The sequence below is a fragment of the Lebetimonas sp. JS032 genome (assembly GCF_000523315.1).
Classification (GTDB): Bacteria; Campylobacterota; Campylobacteria; order Campylobacterales; family Nautiliaceae; genus Lebetimonas.
On the sequence record NZ_ATHS01000001.1, the window covers coordinates 1,280,522 to 1,298,001 of the forward strand.

Genomic DNA, 17,480 nt, shown 5'->3' on the forward strand with positions numbered 1-17,480 from the left:
AAACTCAATTACAATTTAACTATTTTTGCTCCGTATCCTCCCATATGAGGCGGTGCGTCTGTAAAACTTTTTACCAGAGGATGATTTTTAAGAAGTTCGGTTATTCCCTTTGCCAATATTCCTTTTCCCATACCGTGATAAATCCATACTTCTTCAAGCTCGGCAAGCGCGGCATTGTTTAAAAATTCTTCTGTTTTTTCAATTGCTTCTTCCATTCTCAAGCCATGTAAATCAAGTTTTATATCGGCCTTAGCAGCTTTTGGCTTTGAAATTTTAATTTTTTCTTTTTTTATAGGTGCTTTATAATATTCCAGCTGATTTTTGGGAATCAGAAGTTTTTTGCTTTCAATATTTACAAGTGCGTTTTTGCCTTTTATTTCCAATATTTCACCCACTGAACTTTTGAATTTTACACTCTCCCCCGCTTTAAATTCTTTATTAATTTCTTCTTTTTTGATTTTTATTTTTTTATATATTTGATTTGCCTCGTTTAATTTTCTGTGGGCATCGCCTGTAGATTTTGCCTTTATGGCTTCTTTCGCCGCTTTTATTGCGTTGTTGAATTCTTTTAGAAGTCTGTTTTTTTCTTTTGTTAACGATTCGTTAAATTCTTTTTTTTGCAAAATAAGGGATTCTTTTAATTCTTTTGTGTTTTCAATTTCTTTATTTAATTCGTTCAGTTTTTTATTGTATTCATATTGGGCATTTGCGGCCTTTTCTATCAATATGTCAAGTTTTTCCAAATCTTCGGAATATTCCTGTTTGGCTTTATTTATTATATTTAAAGGAATTCCGTATCTCTTTGCCGTTTCAAACGCAAAGCTTCTCCCGATAGTTCCTTTTATAAATTCATATGTGGGCTTTTGCTGTTTTTCATCATAAACGGCGGCTAATAATTCCACATCTTCGTGTTTTGCAAGTAAAGAGGCGAGTCTTTTATGATGTGTTGTAATTACAATCCTGTTTTTTTTCATAATTTCTTCAATAATTACTTTAAACAGTGTTGCTGCTTCGTTGGCATCCGTCCCTAGTTCAATTTCATCCACTCCTATTAAATAATCTTCTTTTCCAAAAACTTCTTTAAATTCTTTTATTCTCCCCGCAAATGTAGAAATATCGTTTTTTACATTTTGGGGGTCTTGTATAATTGATTTTATGTCTTTAAATGCGGGAATAATTGAGGTTTCCCTTGTTTTCATCGGAAGAAGGTGTTTTGCCATAAAAGCGGAGCTGAGGATTGATTTTAGAAGCATTGTTTTACCGCCGGCGTTAACCCCAGTGATAATCAATACCTGCTTATCCCATTGCACGTTTACCGGTTTGCAATCACTTAAGGCCGGATGGCAAAAATCCCTTAAACAAAATTTTTTGCTTTTTTTAGGCAGTATAAATTCCAGATTTTCATTTTTTGCCAAAAATATTCTTGCCTGCAAATGGTCGAATTTGTCAAACTCAGAATTAATAAAACTTAGAAATTTGACCCATTTTCTAAAAATACTGCTAAATTCCCTTGATTTTTTTTCCAAAAATTCTTCTTTTAAAGACAGTAAATCATCTATTCTTTTTTTTAGTTTAGAAATACTTCTTGGAAAAATGTAAAAAAATCCGCTTTGGCTTCTGCCAAGAATTTCCGCATCGATTATTTTGTTAAACCCGCCTCTTAGAAGAAGTGTTTCTTCATCTCCTTGCAGATGTATCTGTTTATCTACCAAAAAAGGCTCAAGTTTTTTTGAATTTATATATTTGTAAAGTTCCTGACGTATCAGGGCTTTTATTTCTTTTATTTTTTCATTTATTTCGTCAAGTTCTATAAATCCGATTACTTCGCCTTTTTTATTATAATGAAGAATTAATTTTTTTATTTCAGAGGGAATTTCAATTTTATCGAACCACTCACTTAAGTCTTCCCAGCTTCTTGATTTTAAATAGTCAAAATAATTGATAATTTTTACAAATTCGAAAATTTGAGAATGACTTAAATCCCCGTATTTTTTTAAATGAATAAGCTCTTTATCCAGATTTTTAACCTCAGGCGGGCTTTTGAAATCTTTGTTTTCGAGTTTTTTAAGATATTTATAAAATACATTAATATCGCCGTTTAGTTTAAAATCTTTTTCTCTTGCAAAAAGTGAATAGAGTCTGTTTATATAATCACTTAAATCGAGCTTTTTTACCATTTAGTTTTTATCCTTTCTTTTATTTCCATTTAGTTATTGCTAATATTCTTAATTGTATAATTATTTTAAAAAATTTATATATTCATTTTTATAATTTACATAATTTTTTGCATTTTGATAAATTTTTTCAACTTCCCTGTCTGTCAAGCTTCTTACAACTTTGGCGGGACTTCCGAGGATTAGACTTCTTGGCGGGAATTTTTTGCCTCCTGTAACCAGCGCCCCGGCTCCAACTATTGATTCGTCTCCAATCTCAGCCCCGTCAAGTATTGTGGCACTCATTCCGATAAGACAAGCATTCCCAATTTTACAGCCGTGCAGCATTACTTTATGCGCTATTGTTACATCATCCCCGATTATTGTAGGAAAACCGTCACCAATTTTTTTTTCTTTTTCAAAATGTGTAACATGTATCATTGACAAATCCTGGATAGAAACCCTTTTCCCTATTTTTATATAATGAACGTCTCCTCTAATTACACATCCGAACCATACGCTTGAATCATCTCCTATTTTCACATCTCCGATAATATCGGCACTCGGGGCTATCCATGCAGACGTGGCAATTTTTGGAAAAGAATCTTTATATCTTAAAATCATTGTCTCTCCCTTAAATCTTTTGGATTTTTTTTTATCAGATTTATTTTAAAATCCTTTTTTTAATCTCTTCTATTTTATCCCTGATCATGGCGGCTTTTTCGAATTCCAACTGTTTTGCCGCCTCAATCATCTCTTTTTTCAGTTTGGCTATGATAGATTTTTTCTCACGGGGAGGAATTTTATTTTTGTTTTTAAGCTCTTTTGCTATTGCCTCGTAGCCTTCCTCTTTTAAGCTTACATCAAGTTTTCTTACTGTGCTTTTCGGTGTAATTTTATGTATTTTATTATATTCTTTTTGTCTGATTCTTCTTTTTAGCGTTATTTTTATTGCATTGTACATAGATTTTGTAATTTTGTCTTTTAGTTTTTCAAGTTCTTCCAGACTGTCATCTATAATAGGTTCGGTAATTTTATTTGCAAACATCAAAACTTTTCCCTCCACGTTTCTCGCCGCTCTTCCCATTGTCTGAATCAGGCTTGTTTCACTTCTTAAAAAACCCTCTTTATCGGCGTCAAGTATTGCAACCGTGCCAACTTCCGGTAAATCAAGCCCTTCTCTTAGCAGGTTTATTCCTATTAAAACATCAAATTCCCCGCTTCTGAGACCTCTTATTATTTCATTTCTCTCAACTACATCAATGTCGCTGTGCATATATTTTACTTTAATGCCGAGTTCCAGATAATATTTTTGCAGCTCTTCCGCCATTTTTTTAGTAAGAGTTGTAACCAAAACCCTCTCACCTTTTGGAATTACTTCTTTTATTTTATCATACAGAGTTGCCACCTGATTGTTGCTTGGATACAGCTCAATTACCGGGTCGAGCAGTCCTGTAGGTCTTATTATCTGTTCGGCAACGCAGGTTGAAAGATTTAATTCGTATTCATTGGGGGTTGCCGAAACAAAAAGATAATGGGGGGCTTTATTTATAAATTCATCGAATTTATAAGGCCTGTTGTCAAGTGCGCTTGGAAGCCTGAAGCCGTGTTCTACCAATACCTCTTTTCTTGCCCTGTCCCCGTTGTACATTCCCCTGAATTGAGGCAGGCTTACATGGCTTTCATCCACAATTACCAAATAAGGTTTACCTTTTATTTCAAAATAATCCAAAAGCGAATAAGGCGTTTCTCCCGGTTTTTTGCCGGTGAGATGCCTTGAATAATTTTCTATTCCCTTGCAAGTGCCCGTAGTTTCAAGCATTTCGAGATCAAATTCGCATCTTTGTTTAAGTCTTTGATATTCTATTATTCTTTCGTTTTCTTCATAAAATTTAAGTCTCTCCTGCAGTTCTTTTTCAATTGAGTTTACAGCTTCGGCGAGTCTGTTAGCCCCGACGATAAACTGATTGGCCGCATAAACGGTTATTTCTCTTAAATCTTCGAGTTTCTCATTGGTAAGATAATCTATTGTATAAATCCTCTCAATTTCATCTCCGAAAAATTCAATTCTTATTACGTCGTCTTCAAAATATGTAGGGAAAATATCGATAACTTCCCCGTTTACACGGAAATTTCCCCTTTCAAAATATTTGTCGTTTCTTGTATATCCCATGGAAAGGAGTCTAAGCATAAAGTCTCTTTGGTTAATTTCATCCCCCACGGCGATTTTTGCTACCATTTTTTTATATTCTATCGGGTTACCGAGGCCGTAAAGTGCGGATACGCTTGCCACCACTATAACATCGTCATATTCAAGCAGGCTGGCCGTGGCTGAAACCCTGAGCCTTTCAAGCTCTGCATTGATGGAGCTGTCTTTTTCTATATATAAATCCTGTCTTGGCAGATATGCCTCCGGCTGGTAATAATCATAATAGCTTATAAAATATTCCACATGATTCTCTGGGAAAAAATCTTTAAATTCACTGTACAGCTGGGCTGCGAGTGTTTTATTATGCGTAAGTATTAAAGTGGGAATTTGCAGATTTTTAATTATATTTGCCATTGTGAATGTTTTGCCGCTTCCCGTAACACCTATTAATGTATTATATCGGCTTCCTTTATTAATGCAGTTTGTAATTTTTTCAATGGCTTGAGGCTGGTCGCCGGTTGGTTTGAATTTGGAATTTAATTTGAACAAATCTCTCCTTTTTATTATAATTATACCAAACCAACATTAAAGGGATATTATGGACTTATTGGCAAGATTAAACGAAAAAATAGACGGGCTTTTGCAAAAATATGAAGAGCTTACAAAAGAAAATGAAAATTTAAAATTAGAGCTTGATAATATAAAAGAAAAATTAACAAAAACTGAAAGTGAACTTCTTGAATGCAGGGAAAATATCGCTCTTAAAGAACTTGAACTTGAAGAAGTTGTCGGAAAAATTGAAGCAATACTCGGTAAATGAAAAAAATTTCTTTAAATATTCTGGGTGAAAAGTTTGAAATAAACCTGGAGAATGAATTTTTTGAATATGTAAAAGAAGATTTAATCAAACTTCAAAACTCCACTCCAAAAGAGCTTCTTTTTTTGATTTTGGAAAAAGATAAAAAAGAGTATGAAATTTTAAAAAAAATTGAAAATTTTGGGAGAGAGGGTGAATAAAACAGCCTTCACTATGCTTGAAATGATTTTTGTTTTGGTAATACTTGGAATATTGGCAGCAGTTGCAATACCAAGATATTTTGCAATCGGACAACAGGCTCATGAAGCAAATTTGATTTCGTTTGTAAGGACATTAAACAGAACTACTGGTGAAGATTTGTGGGCAAAAAGTATAAGTGAAGGTCATCACGGGGATATAAGCTATATTTATTCAATAAAAGATAGGATAACTTTGCCTCCTGAAATTAACGGCAGCGATATTGATCTGAAAGATTGTAATTCAACAACCGAATATCACGTAATTGCTAAATCAAATGAAAGTGTAACTCAAAAATTATACAAAATTGAATGTAAAGACGGAACCGCAAAAAGCGCCCCGTATTTTATATTAATCAGAGTTGAAGATAATAAAATTTTAGTCAGTAGAGATTAAATAAACAATTATTTGTATACTATTGTAAAAATTTATGTTATAATTTTTAAAATAAAATTAAGGAGTCAAAATGAAAAAAGCGTTTACTATGATAGAGCTGGTTTTCGTTATTGTTATTTTAGGTATTTTAGCGGCGGTTGCACTTCCAAAATTTCTTGGTGTTGCACAACAGGCTCATGAAGCTAATTTAAAAAGTTTTGTAGGAACATTAAATAGAACGGTTGGCCCGACATTGTGGAGTACTTCAATTTCCGAAAGTCATAATGGGGATATAAGTTATTCGGATTTGGAATATAATAAAAGTAATTCTGCGGAACAAATTAACTACTATACTGATGTTCCTAAAGAATTTGTAAAAATGGTAATGCGAACCAGTCACCAAATTTTGTTTTATTAAATGAAAAAATCATTCACTTTGCTTGAACTTATTTTTGTAATCATTGTTATAGGCATTTTGGCGGGGGTTGCCCTGCCCCGCCTGTTTACAGGCGTGGATGATGCCGTAAAGGCAAAAGTAAAAACAGAGGTTTCTACAATAAGAGCCGCAATTTCTTCTAAATATACAAAACTGATTTTGGAAGGTAACAATACCTGCCCGGATCTGGAAAAATCTACAACAGACAATACTCTTTTTGAAAATATTTTGACTTATCCTGTTTCCAAAACAGACAATATGCTGAAATGGGACGGGAACGGAACTGATTATAATGTCACATATCAGGGTAAAACGATTTATTTTTATTATGATAAAAATACGGATAACGGATGTAAATTTGAATGTAATTCAACTGCCTCTACATCAAACGATTTTAACTGCTCAATTTTTCGGTAATGTATTATGAAATAGCAATTCTTAACACCCCGAATATTTTTACTTACAAATCCGATAAAATTTATAAAAAAGGCGATATTGTCGAAATCCTCCTCAAAAACAGAATAACTTACGGGTATGTTTTAAAAACAGTAGAAAAACCGGATTATGAATGTAAAGAAATAATTGACAAAAAATTTTCATTTAATGAAAATTATCAAAAAATTATTGAATTTATATCTAAATACTATTTTTGCTCATTCGGGGAAGCGGCGGGACTGTTTCAATGGAAAATGGAAAAAAATGAAAAATGTAAAGTGAAAAGTGAAAATAGATATTAAACTCAGTGAAAAACAAAAAGAAGCACTGGAATTTTTAAAAAATAAAGACATATCCATTCTTTTCGGGGATACCGGAAGCGGAAAAACAGAAATTTATATAAAATTAATAGAAGAAACCATAAATCAGGGTAAAAAGGCCCTTTTTTTACTTCCGGAAATTGCTATTACCTCCCAGATGGAAAAAAGACTTAAAAAATATTTTAAAAATCTTGCTATTTGGCACAGTAAAATTACTAAAAAGAAAAAAGAGGAAATTTTAAATAATTTAGATAGCATCAATGTAATCGTAGGCGCAAGAAGCGCTTTGTTTCTGCCTTTTGAAAACCTGGGGCTTATAATTGTGGACGAAGCGCATGACGATTCGTATAAATCGGAGCAAACTCCAAAATACAACGCCAAAGATTTGGCGGTTGCTTTCGGTAAAACATTTAATGCAAAAGTGGTTTTGGGAAGTGCAACACCGCTTGTAAGCGACTTATACAAATTTCCTTATTTTAGACTTAAAGGCACTTTTTACGGTTCAAAGAAAATACGTTATTTCAGGGAAAGTTTTGATGAATTTACCATAAAAAAAATATCTGAAAAATTAAATCAAAACAGACAGGTGATTGTTTTTGTCCCGACGAGGGCTAATTTTAAATTTATGATTTGTAAAAACTGCGGCGAGGCCGTAAAATGCAAAAACTGTGATATTGCCATGAGTATTCACAAAGACAAAAGGGCTTTAGTCTGTCATTACTGTGGATTTACCTAGCCAATTCCTAAAACCTGCCCAAAGTGGGGGTGAGATGATTTATGAATGAAAGGAAAGGTACAAGTGAAATAGCAGAAGAATTGAAAACCCTTTTCCCAAAAGCAAAAATAGAAAAATTTGACAGAGACATAATAACTTCCAAAAGCAGAATAGACAAACTATTAAAAAGATTTGAAAACCGTGAAATTGATATACTGGTGGGTACGCAGATGCTAAGTAAAGGGACACGATTATCCGGATGTGGCTTTGAGTATAGTAACGGATATTGATTTTATTTTGAATACACCTGATTTCAGGGCGAGGGAGAGGGCTTTTTCCTTAGCCAGACAGGTTGAAGGAAGAGCGGGCAGAAAAGAAGACGGAGAGGTTATTGTCATTACTCAAAATAAAGAATTTTTTAATAAAAGTTATGAAGAATTTTTTGCTGAGGAAATAGAATACAGAAAAGATTTGGCATATCCCCCTTTTTCAAGACTCGCAAAAATTGAATTTGTAGATAAGAAAAAAGAAACTGCAAGAAAAAATCTGGATAAATTTATAAACTGTATAGGAAAAAAAGAGGAATTGGTGGGGTTTGGAGAAGCCCCGATTTTCAAGCTTAAAAACAAATACCGCTATTTTGCCCTTTTTAAAGGTAAAAATCTTCATAAAATTATTTATCCTTGTATTGATTTGACAAAAGCAAAAGTTGATATGGACCCCGTAAGTTTTATTTAAATTTTTTTGTTAATTATATGCAAATAATAAAAAAACTACAAAGTAAAAATATTACAGCTCAGTGCTCCATTTTGCTATCGCATCACTCAAATTTTGCTAAAAATTGCAAACAGCTACGCAGCCCTTGCGGGTTAAGTGCAATTTTTTAAACGCAAAATTTTCGCTAAATTTCACAACGCTGTAATATTTTTACTTTTTCGTTATTTATTCAGTACCAATTTTTTGCGTTATAATTTTGCAAAATTAATTGTCTAACAAGGTATCAGATGGATTTACAAAATTATTATACAAACAAAGATGAAGAATTTTTAAAAGAAAGCGATTTGGTGATTTTTTGGGCAGAATTACCCGTTAAACTTGCAAAAAAATATGCGGTTATAGGCGGAAGCGACGAATTTTCAAGAGTGGATATTCCCAAGCGCAGTGAAAAACTGCCTCTACTGCTCGCCAGACTCGCCTATGTATTTGAAATATATGATGAAAAACTAAAAAATGATGGCGATTTTGAAGATTTTGTTGAAATAGTTTTAAAATCCGTAAGGGTAAAACAGAATATTCAAAAACACACAACAACCCTTGAAGAGATAGCGGGGCTTTTGTATTTAATAGACAATGCCAAAAAAATTTCTTTTATTATAGGCGAAATAGACGAAGTTGAGATGGAAAATCTGATGAGTTTTGTTAAAATGCTTGATAAAGAAATAGGAATTTTTGCTAAAACACCTTTAATTGATGTTGAATTTTACGGAATATGATTATTTTATTTATAAAAAGATTAAAATTATTAGCACTGACTAAATGCACTCAACAAGAGTGCAAATTTTTTAACGTTTCGTAAAAGCTAAAAAGTGCAAACATCTACGCTGCCCTACGGGTTAAGTGCACTTTTTTTAACGCTTTTACTATGCTAAAATTTGCAATTATTTCGCTTTATTTAGTCAGTGCTTAAATAATATTAATAAAAAGGAAAAAAAATGAACTGTCTTTTAAATACATACAACAGATTTGATGTAGAATTTGTAAAAGGGAAAAATGCTACGCTTTGGGATAAAAACAGTAATGAATATATAGATTTCACGGCTGGTATAGGCGTGGTAAGCGTGGGACACGGCAATGAAAGATTTGTAAATGCAATCTGTGAGCAGGCCAGAAACATTATTCATATTTCAAATATTTACAGAATACCTCCTCAGGAAATTCTTGCAAAAATGCTTGTTGAAAAAACAGGTTTAAATGCGGGTGTTTTTTTTTGCAACAGCGGAGCGGAGGCAAATGAAACAGCTCTTAAAATTGCAAGAAAATACGGGGAAATAAACGGAGAAATTAAAAAATATAAAATAATAACACTTGAAAATTCATTTCACGGAAGGACTATTTCCACCCTCAAAGCAACGGGACAGCCTAAATTTCACCAGTATTTCGGTCCTTTTCCTGACGGATTTACATATGCCAAAAATATAGCCGATATTGAAAATAAAATAGACGATAAAACGGTTGGGGTGATGATTGAACTGATTCAGGGCGAAGGCGGGGTCAATCCTTTTGATAAAAACGAAATTAAAGCTTTGGCTAAAATGCTAAAAGATAAAGGTGTTTTGTTAATTGTGGATGAGGTTCAGACCGGAATTTATCGAACGGGAGAATTTTTTGCAAGCGAACTTTACGGAATAAAACCGGATATTATAACCCTTGCGAAAGGTCTTGGAGGAGGCGTTCCGATAGGGGCTGTTATCACTACGCTTAGGGATGTGTTAAAACCGGGGGATCACGGAAGCACATTCGGGGGAAATTATCTTTCCACAAGAGCCGGAATTGAGGTGATTGAAATTTTGGACGAATATAAAAAAAGCGGAAGACTTGATGAAATGTGTAATTATTTTGAAGACAAACTGGTTGAAATAGCAAAAGAATATCCCGAAAAATTTGATAATGTGGCGGGATACGGACTTATGCGGGCACTTAAATGCCACAACACCGAAATAAGGGATGAGGTGGTAAAAAAAGCTTTTGAGAAAAAACTTCTGGTTTTAAAAGCGGGCAGTGTTTCTGTTAGGTTTTTGCCTCCTTTAACCATTACAAAGGAAGAAACAGACGAAGGTTTTGACAGATTAAAGGCCGCTTTATGCTGAAAAAACTTCTTTTTTTAGCCCCTATTGCTCTTTTTTCTTATGATAATTTACTAAATAATTTAAAAAACCGGGAGTTTGATTACGAAAAGAATTATTCTATCGAAAATTCAAAAGATTTGAGCAAATCCTGGATGAGTCCGGTTAATTTCAGCTATTCGATAAATAAAACAAATTTAAACCCCAAGCGTGTTAGTAAAAATTTTTCAATAAGCGTTAATCAGCCTATTTTTAAAAGCGGAGCAATTTATTATTCCATAAAATATGCAAAAAATTTAAAAAATTTTAATTTAATTAATATTGAACTTAAAAAAAGAGAACTTGTAAAACAGGCGCTTGAGCTTGCAATTGATTATAAAATAAATTTAATAAACAAAAACATTATAAAACTTAACATAAAAAACACAAAAATAGACATAGAGAAAAAAAAGGAGGCTTTTTTAAACGGGGTGGGGGATTCCACACTTCTTAACGATGCTGTTTTAAAGCTTAATTCTTTAAAATTAAATTTGACCGATATTGATTTGGCGCTTTTTAAACTTAAAAAAAATTTTGAAAAAATATCAAATCTTGATATTACAAAAGTAAATCTGCCAAAGTTGAAACTTATTTGTAAAAATGATTATGTAAACAAAAATCTTGAAATAAGTTCTGAGAGATATAATATAAAAATACAAAAAGATTTGTATAAAATGAATGTCGGAAACAGCCTTTTGAGCTTGAATGTAAACGGAAATTACAATATAGTAAAAAACTCTTATAAAGAAAACCTGCCCACTCTGGATGAAAGCACTTATAATTATTATAATATCGGAATAAGTCTGAATTGGCCGTTTAATTTTAACGCATTAAACAAAATTCAAAAATCAAAAATAAATTATTTAAAATCAAGAATCGAGCTTAACGACAAAAAAAATGAATTAAGCAAAGATTATGCGGCTTTGTTGAAAGAGATAAAAATTATAGACCAAAAAATTAAAATATATAAAGAAAACATAAAAATATACAATTCCCTTATAGCCTCAACAAAAGACGCCATAAAAGGAGGCGATGCAACCGGGCTTGATTTGGACATTATGGAAAATTCCCAAAAGACATCAGAGTTGAATATAAAAATTTTAAAACTTCAAAAACAGAAAATATTGTTAGAACTTTTTTATAATTTATCCAATTTTTAATTTTTCTGTTTCTTTTAGTAACTTTCAATATTATAGGAGTATTAATCTCTTTTTATTAATATAACTTTTAGTTATAATTTAATAATAAATTTGAAAGGAGCGTTATGAAAGTAGATGTTTTAATTATCGGTGCCGGAGGGGCAGGGCTTTATGCCGCTTTGAGCGCCGCAAAAGAGGCAAAAGGGCTTAATGTGGCGGTAATGAGCAAAGTTTATCCCACCCGCTCTCACACAGGTGCGGCCCAGGGGGGTATAAATGCGGCTCTTGCAAATGTAGACCCGAGTGACAATGAAAAACTTCATACATTCGATACAATAAAAGGTAGCGATTATCTTGCAGATCAGAGGGCGGTAAAATATATGTGTTTTGAAGCTCCGAGAATTATTCGGGAAATGGAGCATATGGGGGTTCCTTTTTCCAGGCTTAACAACGGAAAAATAGCCCAAAGACCTTTTGGAGGGGCAAGTAAAGACAGAACATGTTACAGTGCGGATAAAATGGGTCATGTAATGCTTCATACATTATTTGAGCAGTGTATAAAAAATGATGTTCAATTTTTAAATGAATGGTTTTTATTAAATGTAGCCCATAACGGGGAGAGAGTACAGGGAATCAGCGCCATAAATATAGCAACCGGAGAAATTAAATTTATTAAAACAAAAGCCATTATTCTTGCAACAGGCGGTCACAGCAGGATTTACTGGGGATATACCTCAAACGCACTCGGCTGCACAGGGGACGGTACGGCCGCCGCTTTAAGAGCGGGGCTTCCTCTTAAAGATATGGAATTTTTGCAGTTTCACCCCACAGGACTTAGAAAATCCGCAATTTTGGTTACAGAAGCGGCAAGAGGAGAAGGCGGGCATCTTAAAAACAGTTTAGGTGAAAGGTTTATGAGTAAATATGCCCCGAAAAAAATGGAACTGGGACCCAGGGATCTGGTCAGTAGAAGCATAGTTCAGGAAATTAGACAGGGCAGAGGATTTAAAGATGAAGAGGGAAGAGAATATGTCCATCTTGATTTGACCCATTTGGGGGCAAAAAAAATAAAAGAGAGACTGCCTCAAATAAGAGAACTTGCAATCGATTTTGAAGGGATAGACCCTATAAAAGAGCCTATTCCGATAAAACCAACAGCCCATTACGCAATGGGAGGTATTCATACAAATGTAAAATGCGAAACACCGATTGAAGGGATTTTTGCAGCTGGCGAGGCTCAGTGTGTCAGTGTTCACGGCTCAAACAGATTAGGGGGAAATTCCCTGCTTGATATAGTGGTTTTCGGCCATGTTGCAGGACTTGAGGCGGTAAGATATGCCGAAGGGGTGGATTTTGAAGAAGGCGGTGAGAGTTTAGTAGAAGATGAAAAAAGAAAAATAAACGAACTTATGAATAAAGAAAGCAAAGAAACTTTGGGAGATTTAAGAGGCGAACTTGGTGAAATTATGTTTAAACATTTCGGTGTGTTTAAAAATGAATCTGAAATGCTTGAAGGTTATGATAAATTAAAAAAATTAATTGAAAGAGCGCATAATAATCTCGGGGTCGAAGATAAATCAAAAGTTTTTAATCTTGACTTGCAATCAACACTTGAATTTTTCAATTTACTCGATATTGCCGATGTTTTGGCCTACGCTTCACTTCAGAGAAAAGAATCACGCGGTAGTTTTTACAGGGATGATTATCCAACAAGAGACGATGAAAACTTTTTATACCATTCAATGGTTAGTAAAAATACTGACGGAAGTTTTGATTATAAAAAAGGTGAAGTTGATATAAGTTTATATGAACCGGCTGAGCGTAAATATTAGTTGTAAGTTCTAAATTCCAAAGTTACAAGTAATTACTTAGAACCTGGCAATTTGGAACTTGTTAACTTAAATTGGTCTCCCGGGGGGGATTCGAACCCACGACCTTCGGATTAGGAATCCGACGCTCTATCCTACTGAGCTACCGGGAGAAGGAATGTAATTATACCAAAAAGGATTTAAAATGAAAAAAATAAAATATATTGCAAAAATAAAAAGATATAATCCTGAAAAAAATGAGAGTTACTGGCAAGATTTTGAAGTCGAAGTTGAAGATACATTGACTGTGCTTGAATTATTAATGCATATAAAAGATAAAATTGATTCAAGCCTTACATTCAGGGCTTTTTGCAGAAGCGCAATCTGCGGCAGCTGTGCAATGATTGTTAACGGCAGAAGCACCCTTGCGTGTAAAGTTCAGGCAAAAGATAAAATAAGAAACGGTGTAATTAAAATTGAACCGCTTCATCATTTGCCGGTAATAAAAGATTTGGTGGTAGACCAGGAACCCGCTTTTGATAAACTAAAAGAAATAAAACCATATCTTGAACCTGATCCAAAAAAAGTGCCCGATAATCTAAAAAGTGAATCTTTGGTCAGCCCTGAAGAATTTGCAATGTATGACAAACAGACGGACTGTATTTTATGTATGGCATGTTACGGTCAATGTAATGCACTTGAAGGCGATGAAAAATATTTAGGTCCCTTTCAACTTACAAAAGCGTTTAGGTTTATAATGGACAGCCGTGACGGAATGGATGTTGAAGAAAGAATAAAACTGGTTGAAAACAGCGGAATATATGAGTGTGTGCAGTGCCAGATGTGTCTTGCTGCATGTCCTAAGGGAATTAAACCGGCAGAAGACATACTTCAGCTAAGACGTATTGCAAAAGATGTAGGAGTTGATACGCCTGCTACAAGAAGGGCAAGATTCTGGTTCCAGACAGTTTACGAAACAGGACAGATTGACAAATTTAACCTGCCGGTTGTAGTTCTTGAGGATGAAGGGGAAGAAATAAAACAAAATTTGGAAAAAGAATTTAGAGAAAGAGGGCTTAAAGAAGACGAATTTGGACCAAAACCGTTTAATGGTATTAAAGATTTTCAAAACTTTATTAAAAAACTGCAAAAGGAACTTAAATGAAAAAAATAGGAATTTATCCGGGATGCTGTTTTCAGGGAGCCGATGTCCATAATTATGATATTACAATGAGTTTTCTTGAAAATATGGGAGTTGAAGGTGTGCTGCTTGAAAGGGCTGCCTGTTGCGGAGGAGGAGTTATTGATGAAACGAATAAAATAATTGTGTATGGCCTAAATGCAAGAAATATCGCTTTGGCTGAAGAAAAAGGTGTGGATTTATACACTCCCTGCAATACCTGCTATATGGTCATTGCAAAAACAAAACTCGCACTAGACAGTGACCCTGAACTTAAAGAAAAAGTAAATAAAATACTCTCTGATGAAGGGCTGGAGTATAAAGGTGAGGCAAAAATTTATCATACATTAAATTTAATAAGGGATTTTATAGGGCTTGACGAATATAAAAAAAGACTAAAAAGACAAATCAGTGGAGTAAAAGTAGCTCCTTATTACGGGTGTCATGTGCTTGCTCCAAACGAAGTGGCGCTTGATGATGTGGATAATCCTACCATTTTAAAAGAAATTCTTGAGCCGCTTGGTGTTGAAATAATTGAAGGTTATAAAAATGAAAATACATGCTGCGGATATCATGCAAGTTATACAGATAAAAATCAAAAAGAAAGACTTGCAATAAAACCTCTTGAGGGGGCAAAAGAAGCCGGGGCAGATATTGTGGCTACCCCGTGTCCGTTATGCCATAAAGCCATGGACGGTAAGGAAGAACCTATATTGCAGGTGACCCAGCTTATAAATGTAGCCTGTGGAATGAGCCCGGAAGATACAGCCATTAATCTTAATAAAACAGAAGTTAAACTCTCAATTTAACTTTTGTTTATGAATTATGAAATAATTGAAAAAATAGGTGAGGGAAACAGGGGGGAAGTTTTTAAAGTTAAGTTGGAAAACGGTGAAACTGCGGCACTTAAATGGCTTAAAAGCGATTTAGCCAAAAAAGAGTATGGATTTTTAAGACTTTTAGACGGTTTTTATGCACCAAAACCCCTTTTTCTCGGAAAACATTATTTTATAATGGAACTGGTTGTTGGAAAGCCTCTTAAAGAGTTAATTAATACAAAACAATATTATGAAACTTTAAAAGAAACTTTAATTGGAGCATACGAGCTTGATAAAAAACATATATACCATACCCAGCTTGGAAGATATTATCATATAATTAAAAGAAAAAAAGATATTAAATTTTTGGATTTTGAGAGGGCAAAATTAACTAAAAATTCCCGTAATTTTTTGCAGATAATCGGATATTATTTAAACAGGGATGAAAAATTTGATAAAAGTAAGTTAAATAAAATAATTGATTTATACAAAAAAGATAAATTAAAAGCTTTGAATTTGTCTCTTAAAATGATTGATGAAATTTTTTAAAATATTTAATGTGATATAAATTTGACAATAAATTTTTTTTGTAAGATAATATTAATAAAATTTTAAGGAGTATAAAATGGCTGCAAAACCTTATACCACACCATCTTGGAAAGAAATCACTTTTAAAGACGAGGGGCTTGATGCGAGGGCTCTTATAACAAGGACCGATTTAAAAGGTATTATTACTTTTGCTTCCCATGCTTACAGGCAGATGACAAAATTTACAAAAAGCGATTTAGTGGGCTCTCCCCATTCAATTGTAAGACATCCTTTTATGCCTGAAGCCGCCTTTAAGGATATGTGGGATACAATTCAAAGAGGTGAGCACTGGAGCGGAATGGTTATGAATTTAAGAAAAGATTCAAATCATTACTGGGTGGAAGTAAACTGCGATCCGATAGATAAAGAAGGCGGCATTGTTCATGATCCAAATAAAATAGCCGGATATTTAGCTATCAGAAGAGAGCCCAGCAGAGATGAAATACAGCAGGCTTATGAATTATATAAAGCTTTGAGGAAATCTGAACTTTTAGAAAAAAAAGCCCTTAAAGAATGGGAAAGAGAACTTTTGTTAAAACTCGACAAATTACCTAAAAATGCGGAAGATTTATTGGCTAATAAATGAAAGAAGAGTTTTTTATAAAACAGTTTAAAAATAAATATATCGGGGATGACGGGGCAATTATAAATGAAAAATGGAAAATGAAAAATGGAAAATGGATAGTTGCGAGTGATTCTTTTTTTGAGAATATTCATTTTAAAAGAAAATGGTTTCGTTTGGATGAAATAAGTTATAAAGCAAGTCTGGTAAATATCAGTGATATTATTGTTATGAATGCCAAGCCAAAATATGCTTTAATAAATATAGGGTTTCCTAAAAGTTTGAGTTTGAAAGAAATTGAACTGCTTGCTAACGGATTTAAAAAAGCAGCGGATGAGTATAATTACGAAATAATTGGCGGAGACACCATAAGAAACGATAAAATAGCCATATCGATGACATTTATGGGAGTAAGTAACAGGCCCGTTTTTAGAAAAGCAGGACTTAATGAATATGTTGCTTTTACCGGGGATTTGGGAAGTGTAAAAAAAGATTTGAAGATACTACTTAGAGGCGGAAAAATATCTAAAAATTCCAAATTTATAAAACCCCGTTTAAGAGATAAATTTTTTTATAAAGCTTCAAAATATATAACAGCGGCATGCGATATAAGCGACGGGCTTTTTAAAGAGCTTGAGCGAATCAGTAAAATTTCAAATGTTGATTTTGAATTTTTTAAAAAATTTGATAAAAGAACAGGCTGCAGCGGGGAAGAGTATGAAATACTTTTTACTTTTCCAAAAAAAAATCTCTCTGTCATAAAAAACATTTCAAAACTGACAAGAACCCCGATAAGCGTTTTTGCCGTGACTAAAAGAGGCAGATTTAAAAGTATCTGTCCTGAAAACCATTTTTAAGGAAATTAT

Annotated in this window: 21 protein-coding genes and 1 tRNA gene; 18 read left to right on the plus strand and 4 right to left on the minus strand. The window is 33.5% G+C overall.

Annotated elements, in window-relative coordinates; translation table 11 throughout:
* Window positions 1–8 precede the first annotated feature (8 nt).
* From DZ65_RS0107240 to uvrB, 3 genes are read right to left on the minus strand one after another with little or no spacing between them, the layout of a single operon-like run.
* On the minus strand, window positions 9–2,177 hold the full coding sequence (locus DZ65_RS0107240) for an endonuclease MutS2 (RefSeq protein WP_024791457.1): 2,169 nt from the start codon (window positions 2,175–2,177) through the stop codon (window positions 9–11).
* Between the two features lie 60 nt (window positions 2,178–2,237).
* Window positions 2,238–2,777 carry a gamma carbonic anhydrase family protein gene (locus DZ65_RS0107245; protein ID WP_024791458.1) on the minus strand — a complete coding sequence of 180 codons (540 nt, stop codon included), beginning with the start codon at window positions 2,775–2,777 and terminating at the stop codon, window positions 2,238–2,240.
* A 40-nt stretch (window positions 2,778–2,817) separates the two neighbouring features.
* Entirely contained in the window at window positions 2,818–4,851 is a 2,034-nt protein-coding gene (gene uvrB / locus DZ65_RS0107250; protein ID WP_024791459.1) for an excinuclease ABC subunit UvrB, read from the minus strand.
* A gap of 49 nt (window positions 4,852–4,900) precedes the next feature.
* Here uvrB and DZ65_RS0107255 point away from each other — a divergent pair, with 49 nt between their 5' ends.
* The 13 genes from DZ65_RS0107255 (at window position 4,901) to DZ65_RS0107300 (ending at window position 13,490) form a co-directional block, all read left to right on the plus strand.
* On the plus strand, window positions 4,901–5,122 hold the full coding sequence (locus DZ65_RS0107255) for a hypothetical protein (protein WP_024791460.1): 222 nt from the start codon (window positions 4,901–4,903) through the stop codon (window positions 5,120–5,122).
* Window positions 5,119–5,319 (plus strand): hypothetical protein, encoded by a 201-nt coding sequence (locus tag DZ65_RS0107260; protein ID WP_024791461.1) that lies wholly within the window; start codon window positions 5,119–5,121, stop codon window positions 5,317–5,319. Before DZ65_RS0107255 ends, DZ65_RS0107260 begins: the two co-directional genes overlap by 4 nt.
* The gene (locus DZ65_RS10885; RefSeq protein ID WP_201767793.1) at window positions 5,312–5,752 is read left to right on the plus strand and encodes a type II secretion system protein; all 441 of its coding nucleotides are present in this window, start codon (window positions 5,312–5,314) and stop codon (window positions 5,750–5,752) included. The genes DZ65_RS0107260 and DZ65_RS10885 overlap by 8 nt, the downstream gene beginning before the upstream one ends.
* Before the next feature lie 70 nt (window positions 5,753–5,822).
* Window positions 5,823–6,149: a type II secretion system protein gene (locus tag DZ65_RS11430; RefSeq protein WP_024791463.1), complete on the plus strand. Its 327-nt coding sequence runs from the start codon at window positions 5,823–5,825 to the stop codon at window positions 6,147–6,149.
* The gene (locus DZ65_RS0107275; protein WP_024791464.1) at window positions 6,150–6,584 is read left to right on the plus strand and encodes a type II secretion system protein; all 435 of its coding nucleotides are present in this window, start codon (window positions 6,150–6,152) and stop codon (window positions 6,582–6,584) included.
* Window positions 6,584–6,904, plus strand: coding sequence for a hypothetical protein (locus DZ65_RS10035; RefSeq protein ID WP_035908224.1), 321 nt, complete (start codon window positions 6,584–6,586; stop codon window positions 6,902–6,904). The genes DZ65_RS0107275 and DZ65_RS10035 overlap by 1 nt, the downstream gene beginning before the upstream one ends.
* Window positions 6,888–7,658: a DEAD/DEAH box helicase gene (locus tag DZ65_RS10415; protein WP_051433544.1), complete on the plus strand. Its 771-nt coding sequence runs from the start codon at window positions 6,888–6,890 to the stop codon at window positions 7,656–7,658. Before DZ65_RS10035 ends, DZ65_RS10415 begins: the two co-directional genes overlap by 17 nt.
* Before the next feature lie 41 nt (window positions 7,659–7,699).
* Window positions 7,700–7,927, plus strand: coding sequence for a hypothetical protein (locus DZ65_RS10420; RefSeq protein ID WP_051433545.1), 228 nt, complete (start codon window positions 7,700–7,702; stop codon window positions 7,925–7,927).
* On the plus strand, window positions 7,905–8,375 hold the full coding sequence (locus tag DZ65_RS10425; protein WP_051433546.1) for a hypothetical protein: 471 nt from the start codon (window positions 7,905–7,907) through the stop codon (window positions 8,373–8,375). Before DZ65_RS10420 ends, DZ65_RS10425 begins: the two co-directional genes overlap by 23 nt.
* A 266-nt stretch (window positions 8,376–8,641) precedes the next feature.
* The gene (locus DZ65_RS0107285; protein WP_024787983.1) at window positions 8,642–9,130 is read left to right on the plus strand and encodes a hypothetical protein; all 489 of its coding nucleotides are present in this window, start codon (window positions 8,642–8,644) and stop codon (window positions 9,128–9,130) included.
* A 219-nt stretch (window positions 9,131–9,349) separates the two neighbouring features.
* Window positions 9,350–10,504: an aspartate aminotransferase family protein gene (locus DZ65_RS10045; RefSeq protein ID WP_035907229.1), complete on the plus strand. Its 1,155-nt coding sequence runs from the start codon at window positions 9,350–9,352 to the stop codon at window positions 10,502–10,504.
* Window positions 10,498–11,679 carry a TolC family protein gene (locus DZ65_RS0107295; protein ID WP_024787984.1) on the plus strand — a complete coding sequence of 394 codons (1,182 nt, stop codon included), beginning with the start codon at window positions 10,498–10,500 and terminating at the stop codon, window positions 11,677–11,679. The genes DZ65_RS10045 and DZ65_RS0107295 overlap by 7 nt, the downstream gene beginning before the upstream one ends.
* Window positions 11,680–11,783: 104 nt before the next feature.
* Window positions 11,784–13,490: an FAD-dependent oxidoreductase gene (locus tag DZ65_RS0107300; RefSeq protein ID WP_024787985.1), complete on the plus strand. Its 1,707-nt coding sequence runs from the start codon at window positions 11,784–11,786 to the stop codon at window positions 13,488–13,490.
* A gap of 72 nt (window positions 13,491–13,562) precedes the next feature.
* On the opposite strand, the gene DZ65_RS0107305 is transcribed toward DZ65_RS0107300, so the two are convergent.
* A tRNA-Arg gene (locus DZ65_RS0107305) sits at window positions 13,563–13,639 on the minus strand.
* Between the two features lie 32 nt (window positions 13,640–13,671).
* Between DZ65_RS0107305 and DZ65_RS10050 the strand changes: the two genes are divergently transcribed.
* The 5 genes from DZ65_RS10050 (at window position 13,672) to DZ65_RS0107330 (ending at window position 17,471) form a co-directional block, all read left to right on the plus strand.
* Window positions 13,672–14,631: a succinate dehydrogenase/fumarate reductase iron-sulfur subunit gene (locus tag DZ65_RS10050; protein ID WP_051428211.1), complete on the plus strand. Its 960-nt coding sequence runs from the start codon at window positions 13,672–13,674 to the stop codon at window positions 14,629–14,631.
* Window positions 14,628–15,455, plus strand: a complete 828-nt coding sequence (locus DZ65_RS0107315; RefSeq protein ID WP_024787987.1) for a CoB--CoM heterodisulfide reductase iron-sulfur subunit B family protein — start codon at window positions 14,628–14,630, stop codon at window positions 15,453–15,455. The genes DZ65_RS10050 and DZ65_RS0107315 overlap by 4 nt, the downstream gene beginning before the upstream one ends.
* A gap of 9 nt (window positions 15,456–15,464) precedes the next feature.
* Entirely contained in the window at window positions 15,465–16,013 is a 549-nt protein-coding gene (locus tag DZ65_RS0107320; protein WP_024787988.1) for an RIO1 family regulatory kinase/ATPase, read from the plus strand.
* A gap of 76 nt (window positions 16,014–16,089) precedes the next feature.
* The gene (locus tag DZ65_RS0107325; protein WP_024791465.1) at window positions 16,090–16,638 is read left to right on the plus strand and encodes a PAS domain-containing protein; all 549 of its coding nucleotides are present in this window, start codon (window positions 16,090–16,092) and stop codon (window positions 16,636–16,638) included.
* The gene (locus DZ65_RS0107330; protein ID WP_024791466.1) at window positions 16,635–17,471 is read left to right on the plus strand and encodes a thiamine-phosphate kinase; all 837 of its coding nucleotides are present in this window, start codon (window positions 16,635–16,637) and stop codon (window positions 17,469–17,471) included. Before DZ65_RS0107325 ends, DZ65_RS0107330 begins: the two co-directional genes overlap by 4 nt.
* Window positions 17,472–17,480 lie beyond the last annotated feature (9 nt).

Excerpts from the sequence above, each read along its gene's own strand:
- DZ65_RS0107295 (WP_024787984.1), top strand. The coding sequence starts at position 10,498 with ATGCTGAAAAAACTTCTTTTTTTAGCCCCTATTGCTCTTTTTTCTTAT.
- DZ65_RS11430 (WP_024791463.1), top strand. The coding sequence starts at position 5,823 with ATGAAAAAAGCGTTTACTATGATAGAGCTGGTTTTCGTTATTGTTATT.
- DZ65_RS0107245 (WP_024791458.1), bottom strand. The coding sequence starts at position 2,777 with ATGATTTTAAGATATAAAGATTCTTTTCCAAAAATTGCCACGTCTGCA.
- DZ65_RS0107255 (WP_024791460.1), top strand. The coding sequence starts at position 4,901 with ATGGACTTATTGGCAAGATTAAACGAAAAAATAGACGGGCTTTTGCAA.
- DZ65_RS0107325 (WP_024791465.1), top strand. The coding sequence starts at position 16,090 with ATGGCTGCAAAACCTTATACCACACCATCTTGGAAAGAAATCACTTTT.
- DZ65_RS0107300 (WP_024787985.1), top strand. The coding sequence starts at position 11,784 with ATGAAAGTAGATGTTTTAATTATCGGTGCCGGAGGGGCAGGGCTTTAT.
- DZ65_RS0107320 (WP_024787988.1), top strand. The coding sequence starts at position 15,465 with ATGAATTATGAAATAATTGAAAAAATAGGTGAGGGAAACAGGGGGGAA.
- DZ65_RS10420 (WP_051433545.1), top strand. The coding sequence starts at position 7,700 with ATGAATGAAAGGAAAGGTACAAGTGAAATAGCAGAAGAATTGAAAACC.
- DZ65_RS0107285 (WP_024787983.1), top strand. The coding sequence starts at position 8,642 with ATGGATTTACAAAATTATTATACAAACAAAGATGAAGAATTTTTAAAA.
- DZ65_RS10035 (WP_035908224.1), top strand. The coding sequence starts at position 6,584 with ATGTATTATGAAATAGCAATTCTTAACACCCCGAATATTTTTACTTAC.
- DZ65_RS0107275 (WP_024791464.1), top strand. The coding sequence starts at position 6,150 with ATGAAAAAATCATTCACTTTGCTTGAACTTATTTTTGTAATCATTGTT.
- DZ65_RS0107240 (WP_024791457.1), bottom strand. The coding sequence starts at position 2,177 with ATGGTAAAAAAGCTCGATTTAAGTGATTATATAAACAGACTCTATTCA.
- DZ65_RS0107315 (WP_024787987.1), top strand. The coding sequence starts at position 14,628 with ATGAAAAAAATAGGAATTTATCCGGGATGCTGTTTTCAGGGAGCCGAT.
- DZ65_RS0107330 (WP_024791466.1), top strand. The coding sequence starts at position 16,635 with ATGAAAGAAGAGTTTTTTATAAAACAGTTTAAAAATAAATATATCGGG.
- DZ65_RS0107260 (WP_024791461.1), top strand. The coding sequence starts at position 5,119 with ATGAAAAAAATTTCTTTAAATATTCTGGGTGAAAAGTTTGAAATAAAC.
- DZ65_RS10045 (WP_035907229.1), top strand. The coding sequence starts at position 9,350 with ATGAACTGTCTTTTAAATACATACAACAGATTTGATGTAGAATTTGTA.
- DZ65_RS10050 (WP_051428211.1), top strand. The coding sequence starts at position 13,672 with ATGAAAAAAATAAAATATATTGCAAAAATAAAAAGATATAATCCTGAA.